This is a genomic window from Streptacidiphilus rugosus AM-16 (genome assembly GCF_000744655.1).
GTDB lineage: Bacteria > Actinomycetota > Actinomycetes > Streptomycetales > Streptomycetaceae > Streptacidiphilus > Streptacidiphilus rugosus.
Map to the genome: position 1 here is coordinate 4,137,957 of NZ_JQMJ01000004.1, position 14,188 is coordinate 4,152,144.

Annotated in this window: 24 protein-coding genes; 7 read left to right on the plus strand and 17 right to left on the minus strand. The window is 72.6% G+C overall.

Annotation, left to right across the window (positions count from 1 at the left end):
* Positions 1-6: 6 nt before the first annotated feature.
* The 12 genes from BS83_RS27865 to BS83_RS27920 form a co-directional block, all read right to left on the minus strand.
* Complete coding sequence (locus BS83_RS27865; protein ID WP_037606204.1) at positions 7-351, minus strand: sodium:proton antiporter; 345 nt, start codon at positions 349-351, stop codon at positions 7-9.
* Positions 348-1,124: an MnhB domain-containing protein gene (locus BS83_RS27870; RefSeq protein WP_051944142.1), complete on the minus strand. Its 777-nt coding sequence runs from the start codon at positions 1,122-1,124 to the stop codon at positions 348-350. Before BS83_RS27870 ends, BS83_RS27865 begins: the two co-directional genes overlap by 4 nt.
* A complete protein-coding gene (locus BS83_RS27875; protein ID WP_037606205.1) occupies positions 1,121-1,396 on the minus strand; it encodes a Na(+)/H(+) antiporter subunit B in 276 nt (91 codons plus the stop codon). Before BS83_RS27875 ends, BS83_RS27870 begins: the two co-directional genes overlap by 4 nt.
* On the minus strand, positions 1,393-1,698 hold the full coding sequence (locus tag BS83_RS27880) for a cation:proton antiporter (RefSeq protein WP_084714198.1): 306 nt from the start codon (positions 1,696-1,698) through the stop codon (positions 1,393-1,395). Before BS83_RS27880 ends, BS83_RS27875 begins: the two co-directional genes overlap by 4 nt.
* On the minus strand, positions 1,685-1,972 hold the full coding sequence (locus BS83_RS27885) for a monovalent cation/H+ antiporter complex subunit F (RefSeq protein ID WP_051944145.1): 288 nt from the start codon (positions 1,970-1,972) through the stop codon (positions 1,685-1,687). Before BS83_RS27885 ends, BS83_RS27880 begins: the two co-directional genes overlap by 14 nt.
* Positions 1,969-2,466, minus strand: a complete 498-nt coding sequence (locus BS83_RS46680; RefSeq protein ID WP_037606207.1) for a hypothetical protein — start codon at positions 2,464-2,466, stop codon at positions 1,969-1,971. Before BS83_RS46680 ends, BS83_RS27885 begins: the two co-directional genes overlap by 4 nt.
* A gap of 27 nt (positions 2,467-2,493) precedes the next feature.
* Positions 2,494-2,853: a hypothetical protein gene (locus tag BS83_RS27895; protein WP_037606208.1), complete on the minus strand. Its 360-nt coding sequence runs from the start codon at positions 2,851-2,853 to the stop codon at positions 2,494-2,496.
* A gap of 29 nt (positions 2,854-2,882) precedes the next feature.
* On the minus strand, positions 2,883-3,206 hold the full coding sequence (locus BS83_RS27900) for a hypothetical protein (RefSeq protein ID WP_037606209.1): 324 nt from the start codon (positions 3,204-3,206) through the stop codon (positions 2,883-2,885).
* A gap of 50 nt (positions 3,207-3,256) precedes the next feature.
* Entirely contained in the window at positions 3,257-3,697 is a 441-nt protein-coding gene (locus BS83_RS48985) for a substrate-binding domain-containing protein (protein ID WP_408641037.1), read from the minus strand.
* 98 nt (positions 3,698-3,795) lie between these two features.
* Positions 3,796-4,062: a DUF4235 domain-containing protein gene (locus BS83_RS27910; protein ID WP_037606211.1), complete on the minus strand. Its 267-nt coding sequence runs from the start codon at positions 4,060-4,062 to the stop codon at positions 3,796-3,798.
* Positions 4,063-4,132: 70 nt separating this feature from the next.
* Positions 4,133-4,555 carry an ATP-binding protein gene (locus tag BS83_RS27915; RefSeq protein ID WP_037606212.1) on the minus strand — a complete coding sequence of 141 codons (423 nt, stop codon included), beginning with the start codon at positions 4,553-4,555 and terminating at the stop codon, positions 4,133-4,135.
* Positions 4,556-4,696: 141 nt separating this feature from the next.
* Positions 4,697-5,050 carry a PRC-barrel domain-containing protein gene (locus BS83_RS27920; RefSeq protein ID WP_037606213.1) on the minus strand — a complete coding sequence of 118 codons (354 nt, stop codon included), beginning with the start codon at positions 5,048-5,050 and terminating at the stop codon, positions 4,697-4,699.
* Between the two features lie 229 nt (positions 5,051-5,279).
* Between BS83_RS27920 and BS83_RS46685 the strand changes: the two genes are divergently transcribed.
* Positions 5,280-5,708 carry a phage holin family protein gene (locus tag BS83_RS46685; protein ID WP_198035313.1) on the plus strand — a complete coding sequence of 143 codons (429 nt, stop codon included), beginning with the start codon at positions 5,280-5,282 and terminating at the stop codon, positions 5,706-5,708.
* Positions 5,709-5,799: 91 nt separating this feature from the next.
* On the opposite strand, the gene BS83_RS27930 is transcribed toward BS83_RS46685, so the two are convergent.
* A complete protein-coding gene (locus BS83_RS27930; RefSeq protein WP_037606214.1) occupies positions 5,800-6,258 on the minus strand; it encodes an SRPBCC family protein in 459 nt (152 codons plus the stop codon).
* 182 nt (positions 6,259-6,440) lie between these two features.
* Between BS83_RS27930 and BS83_RS27935 the strand changes: the two genes are divergently transcribed.
* Positions 6,441-6,704, plus strand: a complete 264-nt coding sequence (locus BS83_RS27935; protein ID WP_037606215.1) for a DUF6479 family protein — start codon at positions 6,441-6,443, stop codon at positions 6,702-6,704.
* Between the two features lie 208 nt (positions 6,705-6,912).
* Here BS83_RS27935 and BS83_RS27940 read toward each other — a convergent pair whose 3' ends face one another.
* The gene (locus BS83_RS27940; RefSeq protein ID WP_037606216.1) at positions 6,913-7,770 is read right to left on the minus strand and encodes a DMT family transporter; all 858 of its coding nucleotides are present in this window, start codon (positions 7,768-7,770) and stop codon (positions 6,913-6,915) included.
* A 298-nt stretch (positions 7,771-8,068) separates the two neighbouring features.
* Here BS83_RS27940 and BS83_RS27945 point away from each other — a divergent pair, with 298 nt between their 5' ends.
* Entirely contained in the window at positions 8,069-8,482 is a 414-nt protein-coding gene (locus BS83_RS27945; protein WP_051944148.1) for an ATP-binding protein, read from the plus strand.
* Between the two features lie 10 nt (positions 8,483-8,492).
* On the opposite strand, the gene BS83_RS27950 is transcribed toward BS83_RS27945, so the two are convergent.
* A complete protein-coding gene (locus BS83_RS27950; protein ID WP_037606217.1) occupies positions 8,493-8,804 on the minus strand; it encodes a helix-turn-helix transcriptional regulator in 312 nt (103 codons plus the stop codon).
* 154 nt (positions 8,805-8,958) lie between these two features.
* On the opposite strand from BS83_RS27950, the gene BS83_RS42240 reads away from it, so the two are divergent.
* Together BS83_RS42240 and BS83_RS27960 are read left to right on the plus strand one after the other, a co-directional pair.
* Entirely contained in the window at positions 8,959-9,324 is a 366-nt protein-coding gene (locus BS83_RS42240; RefSeq protein WP_051944150.1) for an STAS domain-containing protein, read from the plus strand.
* Between the two features lie 86 nt (positions 9,325-9,410).
* A complete protein-coding gene (locus BS83_RS27960) occupies positions 9,411-9,872 on the plus strand; it encodes a hypothetical protein (RefSeq protein WP_037606218.1) in 462 nt (153 codons plus the stop codon).
* A gap of 33 nt (positions 9,873-9,905) precedes the next feature.
* Here BS83_RS27960 and BS83_RS27965 read toward each other — a convergent pair whose 3' ends face one another.
* The gene (locus BS83_RS27965) at positions 9,906-10,082 is read right to left on the minus strand and encodes a hypothetical protein (RefSeq protein WP_157597344.1); all 177 of its coding nucleotides are present in this window, start codon (positions 10,080-10,082) and stop codon (positions 9,906-9,908) included.
* Positions 10,083-10,391: 309 nt separating this feature from the next.
* On the opposite strand from BS83_RS27965, the gene BS83_RS27970 reads away from it, so the two are divergent.
* Together BS83_RS27970 and BS83_RS27975 are read left to right on the plus strand one after the other, a co-directional pair.
* The gene (locus BS83_RS27970) at positions 10,392-10,646 is read left to right on the plus strand and encodes a hypothetical protein (protein WP_037606220.1); all 255 of its coding nucleotides are present in this window, start codon (positions 10,392-10,394) and stop codon (positions 10,644-10,646) included.
* A gap of 114 nt (positions 10,647-10,760) precedes the next feature.
* Positions 10,761-11,771, plus strand: a complete 1,011-nt coding sequence (locus tag BS83_RS27975) for a PHP domain-containing protein (RefSeq protein ID WP_037606223.1) — start codon at positions 10,761-10,763, stop codon at positions 11,769-11,771.
* A 118-nt stretch (positions 11,772-11,889) separates the two neighbouring features.
* Here BS83_RS27975 and tkt read toward each other — a convergent pair whose 3' ends face one another.
* Complete coding sequence (gene tkt, locus BS83_RS27980; protein ID WP_037606224.1) at positions 11,890-14,070, minus strand: transketolase; 2,181 nt, start codon at positions 14,068-14,070, stop codon at positions 11,890-11,892.
* Between the last annotated feature and the right edge of the window lie 118 nt (positions 14,071-14,188).

Consider the following 14,188-nt stretch of genomic DNA (forward strand, 5'->3'; position numbering starts at 1 on the left):
CCCGGCTCACCCGCGCAGCCCGGTGAGGGCGTCGGGGTCGATCGTTCCGTGCCGCTTGTTCAGCTGGAGGACGAGCCCGAGCAGCAGGGCGGTGACGGTGGCGCCGACGACCACGTCGGTCAGGGCCAGGGCCTGGACGACGGGGTCCACGACCTTGCTGTGCGTGGGGATGTCGCTGTAGACCGGCGCGGTGCCGCCGCGGCGGTACCCGACGGCCAGCAGCAGCACGTAGGTGGAGCACTGGGCGACGGCCAGGCAGCCGATCGCCTGGATGAGGTTGCGGCTGGTCACCATTCCGTAGAGGCCGACGAGCAGGATCCAGCCCGCCACCAGGAAGGGGAAGACGCTCACGAGGCACCACCTCCGGGGGCGGCCGCCACACTGACCCCAGCGCCACGTCCGGCGGTGAACTCCTCGGTCTGGTCCAGGAAGTGGGCGAGCAGCACGATGATGCCCGCGCCGACCTCGACGCCCACCGCCGCATTGATCACCGGGACCAGGCCGCCGGAGGTGAGCTGGTTGAAGGTGCCCAGGTGCAGCACGTTCTGCAGGTAGGCGGCCCCGACGGCGAGGCCGAGCAGTCCGAGCACGGCGTAGCCGCCGGCGGCCAGCGCGTCGGTGCGGTCCAGTAGCTCCCGGTGCCGGAGCCGGTCCAGGACGCGGTAGTCGGCGGCGAGGTAGGTCAGATGGACGCCGGTCGCCAGGACGACCCCGCCCTGGAAGCCGCCGCCGGGCGAGAGCTGTCCGTGCCCGGCGATGTAGACGCCGGTCAGCAGGGTGACGGGCAGCATGAGTGCGCCGAAGAGCCTGGTGCTGGGCAGCACGGGCCCTAGCGGCGGCCTGGTGCGGCGTTCGTCGGAGGTCCGGCGCAGCAGCCCGACCGCACCCAGCACGGCCGCGAAGAGGATCGACTCCTCCCCCAGGGTGTCGAAGGCGCGCTGGTCGAAGTTGACCGAGGAGACGGTGTTGGCCGTGCGCTGCCGCATCGTCGCCGCGACGGCCCGGTCGGCGTAGGGGTGCGTCTGGGTGCCGAAGTGCGGAAGCTGCAGGCAGGCGAGGGTGAACACTGCGCCGATGACCACGGCCGCGGCCAGGAACAGCACGAGTCTGGCGCGCGGGGTCACGACTTCTCTCCCCGCTTCCCGGTCTCCCGCTTGCTGCGGTCCCTGTGGACCGCGCGCAGCGTCAGCAGGATCAGCAGCGGGGTGATCGCGGTCCCGACGCCCAGCTGGGACAGCGCCACGTCGGGGGCCTGGAGCAGGGTGAACAGCAGGGCCAGGGCCATGCCCATGATGCCGATGACGACGGCCTGCCGGGCCGGGTCGCGGGTCAGCGCGGCGGTCGTGGCGGTCGCGGCGAGCAGCAGCAGGGCGAGCAGGACGAGCACGTCGTTCATGACGTCCTCCGTTCACGGGGGCGTGCGGACTGCTCACGCAGGGCCTTGCCGATGGCCATGGTGGTGATCGGGCCGCTGAGCGCGACCAGCAGGCCGATGATCAGGAGCTTGACCGCGCCCCTGCCCGGTCCGGTGTCGACGGCGAGGGCGAGGGCGATCAGCGGCAGCCCGAGCGAGGTGGCGACGGCGGTGGCGTGCAGTCGGGGGAACGGGCCGGGCAGGGTGAGCAGGGCGAGGCAGGCCAGCAGCACGGCTGCGACGCCCAGGACCAGAAGTGCGAGCGCCACATCATGACGGATCATCACGGTTCTCCTCTCCCGGCCGGTTCTCCTCGACCAGCAGGCGCGTGAAGACCAGCGTCCCCGCGGGCGCGAGCACGGCCAGCACCAGGGCGACGTCGACGTAGGCGGACCGGTCGAAGCCCTTGGCCAGCAGAAGCAGCACGCCGACGAGCACGGCTCCCGCCAGGCTCGCCCCGACCAGCCTGCGCAGCGGGTCGCCGCGGGTGGCGACCACCACGCAGGGGCCGAGACCGAGCACCAGGAGCACGGCGGCCGCCAGGGTCCACGCGTTCACGTCCGGTTCCGTTCCCGTGGCGTGGTGAGGGCCCGGTCGACGGCGGAGAGCTCGGGGAAGAGCTGGTGCACCGTCATGACGGTGGCGTCCGCGCCCTTCTCGTCCTCCTCGTGCGCGGCGACCACACATCCGCCGGGTGTCGCGGAGATCAGCGTCGCCGCCCAGGCCGCGCCCGCGCCGGGCCGAAGCGTCACCTCGTGGAACGATCCGCGGGGGCGGCGGCCGGTCGCCAGGCCGGCGACCGTCAGGCGCGTGAGGCGCCAGGTGTCGGCGAGCAGCGTGCCCGGCCAGGCCGCGAGGGCGGCGGCGAGCCGTCCCGCGGGACCGGCGTGCGGACGCTCCAGGTGGTCGACGGCCGCCGCGCCGCTCGCGCCGAGCGTGGCGGCACCGGCCGCCAGGACCAGTTCCGCCGGGGAGACGGAGCTGATGAACACCCACTCCAGGGCGAAGAGCAGAGCGAACCAGGCGGCGAACACCACTGCCGTGCGGCCCATGAGGCTGCCTCCAGATCGGTGGCCGGACTAGGTCTTCCCGCTGGCGTAGAAGGTCCCGTAGTAGCGGCCCAGCCGCTCGAAGTCGCCGTGCCCGGATCCGAGCACGAAGTCGGCCGGAGGGGCGTCCTTGATCTGCTGCCTGGTCCGGTCCACGAAGACCGTCCGCCGAGCCGCGTCGACGAGGGCGACCGCACCCGCCGGCAGCACCACGTGCCGGCCGAGGATCCACGGCCCGGTGTCCACGACGAGGTACTCCCCGGTCTCCTGCTTCCCGGTCTCGACCACCCTGCCGATCCCGCCGTCGACCGCCTCGACGTGGAACCCGGCCAGACCGACCGTCCGCCGGCGCCCGGCGTCCGGCCGGTAGCCCCAGATCCTGGTGTTCACGACGGCCTCCCGCCACTCCGGTCTGGGGCTCAGCGCCCCAGCGCGCTGGCCAGCTGACGTTTGTTCATCTTGGAGCGCCCCTGGATGTTGCGCTGCTTGGCCTCCTGGTAGAGCTGGTCGAACGTGGGCCCCTGCGCGCCGCGGTGGGAGCGGAGTCCGCCGCGCCGACCGGAGCTGATGTCCTCGAGAGAGGTGCGGCTCGCGGTCTTCGACTCGCCGTGGCGGGCTCGTTCCTTGTTGACGGTCCGCGCCGCGATCTCCTTGGCGCGCTCCTCGCTCTCGCCGCGCTCCTTGGCGCTGTCCTTGATGTGCTCGTACTGCCGTTCCCGCTTCGGGCTCGATCCCCTGGGCATGGCGTCCTCCTTCGGGCTGCCGCTCGACGGACCTCCCTTGTCCCGCGCGGCTACCCCGTCACCTGCGGTGTACACGCCCGCCTGGTCGCTTCACCCGAGGGCGGGACCGACACGGCCGCCGCTGGAGGCGCGGGCGACCAGCTCGGGGCGCAGGCGCTGAGCGCGGGCCCCGCGTTGCGGCGCAGCAGCTGGCGGAGCTCGGCGGCGAAGGGCGTGTCGTTGAAGCCCACGACGGCGAGGTCGGCGCCGACCCGCAGGCGCAGGTCACGGGCGGCGCACATCGCGCCGAGCGCGGCCAGGTCGTTGACCGCGAAGAACGCGGTGGGCCGGTCGGCCAGCGGAAGCAGGTCCCTCGCGGCCCGGCGTCCCCCGCGGTGTCGAAGCCGCAGTGCCGGAACCGGTCGGCGGGCATCGGCAGGCCCGCCTAGCGAAAGCTCTCCAGGAATCCCGCGACCCGGTCGGCCCCGGTGCCGGCGAAGGGCTCCGTCCAAACGTTCGATAGTCGTTCGGGCGGGCGGCCGCAACGGCCGATCACCTGCCGGAGAACCGTGGTGACGGACCGACGGCTGACCGGGCCGGCTGATGAGCGTCAGGCCGGCCAGACGCCGGTCAGGCGGCGGACCGCGGTGGCTCCGCCGCGGTCGACGACGGCCTTGGTGCAGGCGAGGACGGCTCCCTGCAGAGCGGCCGCCGCCAGCACCTCACCCCAGGACCGCTCGGGCTCCGTCGCCTTCGGAGGCTCCGGATCACCGGACGCGACCCGCCAGATCCGCTTCGACGCCGCCCCGGCCACCGCACCCGCGGCGGCACCGAGCAGAATCCCCACCGGCTTGTACGACACCTTGGCCAGGTTCATCGCCCACCCACTCTCCTCACGCTGCCTCCCGCGGCCGCGTCTGCCCCCGGACCGGAGCGACATGCCCCACTCATGGGGCGAGCGGGCCACAGATCTCCGACGGCGGGTGGAAACAGGCCGTGACGGTCTTGCCCACTCGGTCAGGCCGAGCGTGCCAGTGGTCGGCCACCGCCTCGACCAGAGCGAGCCCCCGGCCGCCGAGCGCGTCCGGGTCCGCCTCGCGCGGCCGGGGCAACGCCCGGCTGTCGTCGTGGACGCTCAGATGCAGGCAATGGCCGTCCCAGACCAGCACCAGATCCGCGTCGCTGCGGGCGTGGACGTGCGCGTTGGTCAGCAGTTCCGACACGGCGAGCACCACCGCGTCGGCTGCGTCGGGATCCGCACGGTCCCAGCCGAGCGCCTCGAGGTGTTCGCGCGCCCACACCCGGCCCGCCCGCACCCCCGCGCTCACCGGCAGGCGACGCGCCCACCCCACCACTCGTATCCTGGCCATACCGCAGTCCGCCTCCCGCCGTTCGGTCTCCCAGGCCTTCCTCGCGCCTGCCCTCTGCCCGACGGCCCATGCGGGTCCGGCGCGTGACTTCTGATGGTGCGTCATGTGCCGCTGTCCGGCCGGGGCCGACGGTGAGGGCAGTCAGGTCCAGGGCAGCATGAGGTAGTACGCGCCGACCTGCTGGCGGTACTCGGGGTCGTCCCCATGCTTGTCGGGGTCGTACTCCGGGGCGTTCCTGATCTCCTCCCGGGTGCGGGCGACGCGGATGACACCCCCGGGCCGGTCGATGGACGCAATGGTGCCGACCGGCAGCAGAACCTGCCTGCCGAGGATCCACCCCCCGGTGTCCACGACGAGACAGCCCTGGTCCGTGTCCGCGTCGTGCTGGTCGACCTTGCCGATCCGGCCGTCGACGGCCTCCACCTCGAACCCGGTCAGGTCCGTGCCGAGCTGATGACCGCTGTTCTCGCGAAAGGCCCAGATGCCAGTGTTCACGAGCGTGTCCTCCTCGTCGCTGCGCAGGCACTCGCGCGGGCCAGGATCGCCCGCGCGAACCGCGTCTGCCCCACCCCGGCGGGAGGCACACGCGACGATGTCGGCGCGGGAGGGCCTGCGGCGCGGTTGGCACGACGGCCCCCGGGTAGGCGCGGCGCCCCCGGCTGCACCAAGCGTTCCGGTCACGGGGACCGCGCCGCAGCCGACCGTCACAAGGAGCGTGCCAGTCATGTCGTACCCACGCGGGGCGCCGGAACCGCCCATGGACCCGAGCTCACGCCTGTCCCAGGACATCAACGACGTCCTCCGGGAGCAGGTCGACCAGGCGAGGCGGGAGCTGCGCGCGGCAGCGGGCCGCAGCGGCCGGGGCCTCGCCTGTGCGGCGGCCGCCGGCCTGTGCGGGGTGCTCGCTCTGGCCAGCGCCCACAAGGCATTGGTCGCCACCGCCGATCGCCTGCTGCGGCCGCCGAAGGGGGAATTCCTTCTCGCCGCCGCCTACGCGGCGGGGGCCGGCGCGTGCCTGTGGGCGTCCTGGACCCAGATGAGCGCCGCCGCCGACACCACGGAGCAGGTCGGCACCCGGCTGCGTGGTCTGCGGGCGGAGCCCGTCCCCTCCCCCCGGTTCGGCGGCGACGGGGACGGCTCCGACGTGGGGTGACCCGACACCTTCGCCTTCGCCGGCCGTGTCCCGGGTCCCGGGCGGGGCCGGGCCGTTGAACCCCGCCCCGGACGTCCGTGGGATCCGCCGGTTACGAGGGACTGATCCGCCCGCGCCAGCCGCCCTCCTCGAAGCCGCGCTCCTCGATGTACGTCTTGAACCGCCGCAGGTCGCCCTTCACCCGACGATCGACCATGCCCATGACGTCCGCCGCCTTCTCGGCGACGCCCTCGGGCTCGAAGGCCATGGCGAGCCGCACCGTGGTGCGCGCCCCGTCGATCTGCTGGAAGGTCACGACGCCGTGCTGCTGTACGTCGCCGCCGATCGTGCGCCAGGCGATCCGCTCGTCCGGAAGCTGGTCGACGATCTCGGTGTCGAACTCGCGCGTCGCGCCGCCGACCTTGGTCCGCCAGTGGTTGTGCCGGGCGTCGATCTGGGTGACCTCCTCCACTCCCTCCATGAACCGGGGGAAGTCCTCGAACTGCGTCCACTGGTTGTAGGCGGTGTGCAGCGGGACCTCGACCTCGATCGACTCCTGAACCGTGCTCATGCTGTCGCCTCCTGTCGATCGTGTGTGGGGCAGCGCCTGCCCCCACTTCGCGCGGGCTAACGTATGGGACCGTCCGACCGCCGGACCTGGCCGTTTCGGCGTTCGGCACCCGGGCATGCGCACGACGAACGGTCGGTGTGCGGCCGTTCCGCGAGCGGTCCGTGCCACCGGGGAGAGCGAAAATGACCATCCGCCTGGCCCAACTGGCTTCCGGGTTCGGAGCAGTGGAGTGGAGCATGTTCGTGATCGGCGTGCTCATCGCGGCGGTACTGATCGCTGCGTTCGTCTGGGGCTCCCGGAGGAAGCGCAGGGAGCCGCCGCCCCGACTGCCTTCACGCGCCGAGAGCGCGCCCGATCCGGACTCCTGGTCCACCCCCGAGGGGGACGCGGGCGGGGGCGCCGGCGAGAGTCCCGCCCACGGCGGTCCCACCCGACACCGCCCCTGACCGCGGCCGGCCGCGTGCGCCACGCCACCGTACTGGCCGCCGTCGGCCTCGCCGTCGCCGCGCCCGTCGCCGAGCGATCGCCGACCCGAGCAGCGCGCGGCCGTAGCCCGCACCGTCCGCGAGGTCGCCGACTACCTCTGCGACACTCCGGCCGTCTGCCGCGCGGCGACCGGAACCGACACCGAACGGCGGTAGGCACCTGATCGGCTCAGTCGACGCGGTCGCGGACGTGCGGAACCGCGCGGGTCAGAGTGAGCACCCCTGCGATGATCAACGCGACGCCCGCCAGCTCCGGGATCACGAACCAGCCGGTTCGCACGGTCTCCCCGAACAAGGTGACCCCCAGCAGCAGACTGACCGTGGCGTCACCGATGGTCAGCGCCGGCTGGGACGCCGCGAGCGACCCGGCCTGGAGCGCGTTCTCCAACAGCAGGACGGCGGCCACGCCGGTGAGAGCGAAACCGTAGGTCTGCCAAACGGTGAAGAACGCCGCCGGTCCGTGGTCGGAGAAGGTGCCGGTGGCGGACTTGAGCAGGGCCGCCGTCATCGCGTTGCCGACAGCTGCGGCGGCGCCCAGGGTGGCGGCCCGAAGCAGCGCGGACTCGCACCGTACCGCGGTGACCACCGCGGCCGCGATCAGACCGAGGCAGACGGCCAGCCCGGGGATCCACCGGTCCATCGCAGCCTGGCTCGTGCCTCCCGACGGGGCTGCGCTGCCCAACGCCAGCCCGAGACCCAGCACGACCGCCGTCACGCCGTACCAGCCTGCGGCGGGCATCCTCCGGTGCAGGAGCGGGGCCGCGATCAGGAGCGCGAAAGGCAGCTCGAGGATGAACAACGGCTGTACCAGCGCCAACGGGCCGAACGTCAGCGCCAAGGCCTGGCACAGAGCGGCGCCGACGACTCCGGCGATGCCCGCCACCCACACGGGCCTGCGCGCCAGGGCCAGGACGAGTCGCAGTCCTCCGCCGCGCGGGACGGCGGAGGCTGCCTTCCGCTGGAACGCGGTACCCGCCGCATTGCTGGCAGCTCCGAGGACAGCGAAAGTGACGGCGAGGGCGAGCACGACCGATGGTTACCCGTCCCGTCGCGCGGTCGAGCACTGCGCCGAGCATGCCCCCCAGAAGGCCCCATCCACCTGGTGCGCCTGCCGGAGTGCGGCGATGTGCGGTTGGGCGGCGTTGGGTTCGAGGCTCCGCTTGCCGTCAGGCAGTGCGGGGCAACGGGGCCGCGCGGGGGAGGATCGCCGCGGTGCTGACGCGGCCGTCGGCGAGACAGAAGACGAAGATTCGGCCGCATGGCACGCCGCCGGCCGGGCAGCCGCGCACCCGAAGGCAGATTCCGCGACCGTCGTGGAGAGCGCGATGACCACTCCACGCCCGCCCGCAGAGCGGGCCAGCCACCTGCACGGGGCCGGGATGCCCCTCGAACCCGGCCGAGGCGTCGACCACGTCCGGAGCACACTCACTCACTGGGGCCTGGACGGCGGCCTGCCGGGGACAGACGCGCTGGTGGTCGCCGGCGAACTACTCGCCAACGCCCATCAGCACGCCGGCGGCGCCACCGCCCTTCGTCTGACCTGGTCCGGCACCAGGCTGCGCATCGAGGTCAGCGATAACAGCTCGGAGCCGCCTGGGCTGATCACCCCGCACGAGTCGACCCGCCTGTTCGGGCACGGCCTCTACCTGGTGGAACGCCTGTCCACGCGCTGGGGCTCCCGGTGCCGGTCCGAAGGAAAGACCGTCTGGGCCGACCTCCGCCTCCCGCACGCCCCCTGATCGGGCCGGATCAGGCCGGGTCGTTGAGCAGGGCGAGCAGGTCGGCCACGGCAGCACCGCTGTCGGCCGGGTGCCGCAGCACCGTGCCCTCCACCACGTGGTAGACGTTGCCACGCCCTCGGCGGCAGTGGGTCAGGTATCCCGCCGCCTCCAGGTCCACGATGATGCGCTGCACCGCGCGCTCGGTGAGCAGGCACCGCCCGGCGATGTCGCGCGTGCGCGAACCCGGGTCCCGGGAGATCTGGACCAGGACCCGCGCGTGATTCGTCAGGAACGTCCACCCGGATCCAGGCCCGGGTCCCGGTTGCGGAGCAGTTTCCATGACTTCACCCTACGACCGGTCATTCACGCTTAGCTACTCACGACAAGAAATTCGTGTATCTGTTGACAGGGGCGGGGAGGTGGGGTGAACCTGGCTGCGGAGCCGGGACAACGGCACCTCCCATGCGCCGGCGCGGAGAGGACGGGTGACAGCCATGAACATCGACCAGGACCCCGACCAGCCGTCCGGCGCGGGGGCTCGTGGGACCTGCACCCGCGAGACCCCGCCCGGCGGCGTACTGCTCTACCGGTTGCATGGAGACCACCTGGACGGCGTCGACTTCGACGAGCCCCAGGACGGAGTCCGAGCCGTGCTGGTCGACCTCACCGACGTCGGCTTCTTCGGGTCCTCGGCCCTCGACGCCCTGCTGCGCCTGCGCGTTGCCGCCCAGGAGAACGGCGTCACCGTGCACCTCGTCGCACCGCAGCCGATCGCCGCCCGCGTCCTGCAGCTCACCGGCGCCGACACCCTCTTCCCCCGCCACGCCAGCCTCGACGCCGCGCTGCGCGCCCTGGCCTGACGGCGGTCGAGCCCCACAGCATTCGCCGCGGTTCCTGTCCCCCGATGACAGCCGACGGGCGTCGGCCTCCACCCGAGGATTCCACCATGACCGGCTCCGACCCGGCCCAGGTCGAGCCGGCGACCACGATGTACGACCGCGCCCGCGCCGCCCTGCGCGAGGGCGAGCAGGATCTGGCCGCCCGAGGCTGGCACCTGTACCCCAAGGGCGTCCGCACCGCCCGCCACATCCTGCAGCCTGTGGACGCCCTCGCCGAACTGCCTCCCGACAGCCAGGATCCGGAGCGGGAGTCCGAGCTGCTGCGCGAAGCGCTGGCCGCGCTCGCGATGGGAGTCCTGCACACCGAGGACCCGCTGCGTCGGCTTCTCTCCGCGGTCTGCGCCGCCTTGGGGCCCCTCGTCCAACCTCCGGAGAGCGGCCCCGGCCTCGAAGCGTTCAGTGCCGAGCACCGAGCGGACGCGGGAAAGGTTCTGCGACATCTGCGCCGGCTGCTGCACACCGCCGTCGCCCACAACCCCGCGCCGACCGGCAGCGACGGCACCGCGTAGTCGCCTCTGCGAGGATCTCCCCGCCGCAGAGCGCTACGGCTCTATCCACTCGCCGGTTCCCTGATCACGGTAGGCGCGCCGGGGAGCGACGTCGTGCTCACCCGAGGACGCAGGCGTTCCGGACCTGTTGGCGACCGCGAGCGCCCAGACGAGCCCGCCCAGCACGAAGGCGAGCACCAGCACGGTTCCAAGAAAGTCGAGCAGCGACACGACGTCCCCCGTCCGATGGCCGAGCGGCCACACCCTCGGGAGAATACGCGCCGGCACCGCAGGATCGGTCGCAACCGTCGGCGCCGGCGGCCGCATCTGCCGGTGCTTGGGTCACTGACGGCACACGGGTCGGCAGCCGACGGCCGGATGACCTCGCTTTCCGTGTCGTCCGGCTGTCCCGGGGCATGTGCGCTGTGCAGAACCGAGCCCGTCGGGCCGGCTCTCCACCCGCCGCGCGTCGAACTTCCGATCGTGCACGGCGGCGTGGGGCAAGACCGACCGAGCGACGGCGTGTGAGGGAGGCGAAGGGTGAGCCGCTACGAACTGCGTGCCCAGGAGCAGCCGGCCGACCCGGTCGGGCAGGAGACCGTCCGCTGGCACATCCTGCGCGAGGGATCGGCCACGGCGCTGTGCGGGCACTTCTTCTCGCTGGTCAGCGCAACCAAGCCGATCACGGAGATACTCGCGATCACACCGCCCTGTCGCTGCCGGGAGTGCTGGGACTGGTGGGCAGTCGTGGAGCAGGTACGGGCGGGGAGCAGTGCCCGCGAGCCCGGGGTCTGACACCGCATCCCACATCGAGACTCCGTCCGCCCCGATGCCCGGCACCCCGCACGGCAGGATTCACCCCGCCGTTCACACGTCGACCACGAGAGGATCAAGGCCAACACTGGAGAGATGGACCCCGTGCAAGCGCTGCGCCGGATCGCCTTCCTGCTGGAGTGGCGTGGCGCCTCCCCCTACCGGGTGCGAGCGTTCCACACGGCCGCCGACGCCGCGAGCGTCCTGCCGGCAGGCCGGGTCGAAGCCCAGCAGGCACGGAGGCTGCCGGGCGTGGGTCCCGTGACTGCCGACGTGATCGCGCAGGCCTCGGCGGGCGGTACCCCGGTCTATCTGGCCCGGCTGGAAGCGGAGATCGGTCCGGCCGCCGAGATCGGCTGGAGCTTGGTCGCGTCGAGCCGCGGCGACTGCCACGTGCACTCCGACTGGTCCGACGGCGGCAGCCCGATCGAGGAGATGGCCCAGGCGGCATGCGCCCAGGGCCATCAGTGGGCCGTACTGACCGACCACTCCCCCAGGCTCACCATCGCCCACGGCCTCAGCCCGGACCGGCTTCGGCAGCAGCTGGAGATCGTGGCCGCCCTCAACGCCGAGATGGCGCCGTTCCGGCTGCTCACGGGCATCGAGTGCGACATCCTGGAGGACGGCACGCTCGACCAGAAGGAAGAGCTGCTGGCCCGGCTCGACCTGGTCGTCGCTTCGGTCCACTCCAAGCTGCGGTCGGACCCGGAGCCGATGACCGCGCGCATGATCGCCACCGTGCGCAATCCGCACACGGCTGTGCTGGGACACTGCACCGGCCGGATCGTCACCGGCCGCGGCCGGCCCCAGTCCCGTTTCGACGCGGAGGCTGTGTTCACCGCCTGCGCGGAGACGGGGACGGCAGTCGAGATCAACTGCCGCCCCGAAAGGCGGGATCCGCCGGATGACCTGCTGCAGCTGGCTGCGGAGATCGGCTGCCTGTTCGCGGTGGACACCGACTCCCATGCCCCGGAGCAACTGCACTGGCAGTCCTCCGGCTACGCAAGGGCGTCACGGATCGGGCTCGGGCCGGACCGGCTGGTCACCACCTGGCCCGTCGAAAGGCTGCTGAGCTGGACGGCCCCACGTCGTCGAACCCACGGGTGACCCTGGTCCGCTTCTGGACTCCCCGTCAGGTGATGGCGAAGGCCTGGTGGAGTCCTACGGTGGTCAGCAGGCGCAGCGTGCGAGGCCGACGGGCCGGGGCGGTCCCGCGACCCGCGGTCTATCCGACGGCCTGCCGGGCGTCGGGGACCGGTCGAGCCGCCTGGTCGATGCTGTCGCGGGCGGCAGCGGCCACCGCGTCGGCGGTGATGCCGAACTCGGTGTACAGGCGCTGGTAGTCGGCGGAGGCGCCGTAGTGTTCCAGGCTGACGATACGTCCGGCGTCGCCGACGACTTCGCGCCAGCCCTGCCCCACCGCCGCCTCGACGCTGACCCTGGCACGGACGGAGGGCGGCAGCACCCGGTCCCGATAATCCTCGGGCTGGGCGGCGAACCACTCCCGGCACGGCATCGAGACCACGCGGGCCGCCAGGCCCTCCGCCGTCAGGATGTCGCGCGCCTCCAGGGCGATGTGGACCTCGGAGCCGGTGGCGACCAGGATCACCTCGGGGTCGGCGCCGTCCGCGGCGTCGGCAAGGATGTAGCCGCCGCGCGACGCCTCCCGGGCCGGGGCGTACCCGGAGCCCTTGCGATCCAGGACGGGCAGGTTCTGCCGCGACAGGACCAGGCCGGCAGGTCGATCGGTGTGCTCCAGGACGGTACGCCAGCAGGCGGTGGTCTCGTTGGCGTCGGCGGGCCGGACCACGTCCAGGCCGGGGATGGCGCGGAGCGCGGCAAGGTGTTCGACGGGTTGGTGGGTGGGGCCGTCCTCGCCCAGGCCGATGGAGTCGTGGGTCCAGACGTAGGTGGCGGGCAGTTTCATCAGGGCGGCCAGCCGTATCGCCGGGCGCATGTAGTCGGAGAAGGTCAGGAAGGTGCCGCCGTAGGGGCGGGTCAGGCTCTGCAGGGCGATGCCGTTGAGGATCGCGGCCATGGCGTGCTCGCGGATGCCGAAGTGCAGGGTGCGGCCGTACGGGCTGCCCTTCCACTCCGCGGTCTGCCGTCCGGTCGGCACGAAGGACGGCTCACCGTCCATGGTGGTGTTGTTGCTGCCGGCCAGGTCCGCCGAGCCGCCCCAGAGTTCCGGCAGCACGGCGGCCAGGGCGGACAGCACCTCGCCCGAGGCGGCGCGGGTGGCCATGCCCTTGGCGTCGGCGGGAAACTCGGGGAGGGCCTCGGCCCACCCCTCGGGCAGGCGCTGCGCCTGCAAGCGGTCCAGCAGCGCGGCGCGCTCGGGCTGGGCCTCGCGCCATGCAGTGAAGGATGCGTCCCAGGCGGCATGGGCCCGGCGGCCGCGTTCGGCCGCCTGCCGGGTGCGGGCCAGGACATCGTCCTCGACGGTGAAGTACTGGGCGGGGTCGAAGCCCAGCAGGGTCTTGGTGGCGGCGATCTCGTCCTCGCCGAGCGCGGAGCCGTGGGCCTTTCCGGTGTTCTGTTTGGTGGGGGCCGGCCAGCCGATGAGGGTGCGCAGCATGATCAGTGAGGGTCGGCCGGTCTCCGCCCGGGCGTCCTCGATCGCGGACATCAGGGCGTCGACGTCCTCGACGTAGGAGCCGGTGTGCGTCCAGTCCACGGTCTGGACGTGCCAGCCGTAGGCGGCGAACCGGGCCGGAACGTCCTCGCTGAAGGAGACGTCGGTGTCGTCCTCGATGGAGATGTGGTTGGAGTCGTAGAAGACGACGAGGTCGCCCAGTTCCTGATGTCCGGCCAGGGAGGCGGCCTCGGCGGAGACGCCTTCCATCATGTCGCCGTCGGAGGCGATGACGTAGACGTGGTGGTCGAACGGGCTGCTGCCGCGGTCGGCGTCGGGGTCGAGCAGACCGCGTTCGCGGCGCGCCGCCATCGCCATGCCGACGGCCGCGGCGAACCCCTGGCCCAGCGGGCCGGTGGTGATCTCTACCCCACGGGTGTGCCGGTGCTCCGGATGCCCGGGGGTCGCGGAGCCCCAGGTGCGCAGGGCCTGCAGGTCCGAGAGCTCCACGCCGTAGCCGGTCAGGTAGAGCTGGATGTACAGGGTGAGGCTGGAATGGCCGCAGGAGAGCACGAACCGGTCCCGTCCCAGCCACTGGTCGTCGTTCGGGTCGTGCCGCATGACGTTCTGGAACAGCAGGTGGGCCAGGGGCGCCAGACTCATCGCCGTGCCGGGGTGGCCGTTTCCGACCTTCTGGACCGCGTCCGCGGCCAGCAGCCGCACCGTGTCCACGGCCCGCACATCCACTGGGTCCCAGCCGACGCGGTCGGCGACCGGCGGTGCCAGGGAGGTGTCGCGCTGCGCCGTGCGGCCGGAGTGTTCACTCGCCATGCCGATGCTCCTTGGTCCGTGCGATGGGCTCGAGGCTGGTTCGTCGGCCAGGGCCGGGCCTTCCGCGCCTGCCCTGGCTCGCGACCGGTACACCTGATCCGGGCCAGAGGAACCATGC